Source organism: Aquimarina algiphila (genome assembly GCF_007489275.1).
GTDB classification, from domain to species: Bacteria; Bacteroidota; Bacteroidia; order Flavobacteriales; family Flavobacteriaceae; genus Aquimarina; species Aquimarina algiphila.
In genome coordinates, this window is record NZ_VLNR01000160.1 from 1 (window position 1) to 2,091 (window position 2,091).

General features: G+C 38.5%; 1 protein-coding gene. It reads left to right on the forward strand.

All coding sequences use genetic code 11. The annotated features are described in order from the left end of the window. Positions 1–2,091 (forward strand): beta strand repeat-containing protein (locus FOF46_RS32020; RefSeq protein WP_208746846.1); only part of this gene is annotated, 2,091 nt, incomplete at both ends.

Genomic DNA, 2,091 nt, shown 5'->3' on the forward strand with positions numbered 1-2,091 from the left:
AAACTAATATTTGGTTTGAAAAATTTAACCTAAGTACAGGAACAACATCAGATTCTGGATCAACAGCCTGGACTACTCAAAATCCAAGCTCTGGAGGCTTTCATGTAAAAGATAATCGATTTAAAGTTAATAATACAGGGAAAGATAAAAAAGGAATATGGACCTCTGAATCAATCGATATTAAAGGAAAAAACGATGTAAACATCTCTGTTCTATTGTATAGTATAGGGGATATGGAAGACACCGGAGAAAATCTTGACTTTATTGATCTTTATTATAAAATAAATGAAGAGCAAGAGGTTCGTTTTAGTAAAAATTCAGGAACCATAAATAACAATAGCAGTTCAGGAACTACTGTATCAATAGGCTCACTCAGTGGAAATAGTCTACAAATTATAGTCAAATCAAGAACTACTGCTTCAGATGAATTCTACTATTTTGACAATGTAAAGGTTACAGAAAAAAATCCAGGAACTATTGATGCTACTGCTTCTGTAGAAGGTATACTTACATGCATTAATGATGTTGTAACCATAACCGGTGGATCTTCTGATAATGATGTTAATTATAATTGGACAGGACCAAATGGTTTTACGGCAAATACAAAAAATATAAATGTAAGCGAACCTGGAGATTATACACTAGAAGTAACCAATGACAATGGATGTACAGGATCTACAACGGTTACTGTAACACAGGATATTACCAAGCCTGAACTCTCTGCTACTGCTGACGGAATCATTACGTGTAGTAATACTTCGGTAGCATTAACCGCTACATCTACAACACCTAATGTAACCTTCAACTGGGAAGGGTTTACTGATGGTGAGAATCCGGTCAATGTAACTTCAGAAGGGGACTATGTAGTAACCGCTACCAATACCATCAATGGATGTAGTATTCAACAAACTGTAACTGTAAGTGCAGATTTAACCAAGCCTGAGCTTACCGCTACTGCTGACGGAATCATTACCTGTAGTAATACCTCGGTAGCATTAACCGCTACATCAACTACTCCTAATGTAACCTTCAACTGGGAAGGATTTACCGATGGTGAGAATCCAGTCAATGTAACTTCAGAAGGGGACTATATAGTAACCGCTACCAATACCATCAATGGATGTAGTATTCAACAAACTGTAACTGTAAGTGCTGATCTTGATCAACCTGAACTCTCCGCTAATGCTGACGGAATCATTAGCTGTAGTAATACCTCGGTAGCGTTAACCGCTACATCAACTACTCCTAATGTAACCTTCAACTGGGAAGGGTTTACCGATGGTGAGAATCCGGTCAATGTAACCTCTGAGGGTGATTATATAGTAACCGCTACCAATACCATCAATGGATGTAGTATTCAACAAACTGTAACTGTAAGTGCTGATCTTGATCAACCTGAGCTTACTGCTACTGCTGACGGAATCATTACGTGTAGTAATACATCAGTAGCGTTAACCGCTACATCAACTACTCCTAATGTAACCTTCAACTGGGAAGGATTTACCGATGGTGAGAATCCAGTCAATGTAACTTCAGAAGGTGATTATGTAGTAACCGCTACCAATACCATCAACGGATGTAGTATTCAACAAACTGTAACTGTAAGTGCTGATTTAACTAAGCCTGAGCTTACCGCTACTGCTGACGGAATCATTACCTGTAGTAATACATCAGTAGCATTAACCGCTACATCAACTACTCCTAATGTAACCTTCAACTGGGAAGGATTTACTGATGGTGAGAATCCAGTCAATGTAACCTCTGAGGGTGATTATATAGTAACCGCTACTAACACAATTACAGGATGTAGTATTCAACAAACTGTAACTGTAAGTGCAGATTTAACCAAGCCTGAGCTTACCGCTACTGCTGACGGAATCATTACGTGTAGTAATACATCAGTAGCATTAACCGCTACATCAACTACTCCTAATGTAACCTTCAACTGGGAAGGATTTACTGATGGTGAGAATCCGGTAAATGTAACCTCTGAAGGGGACTATATAGTAACCGCTACCAATACCATCAATGGATGTAGTATTCAACAAACTGTAACTGTAAGTGCTGATTTAACCAAGCCTGAGCTTACCG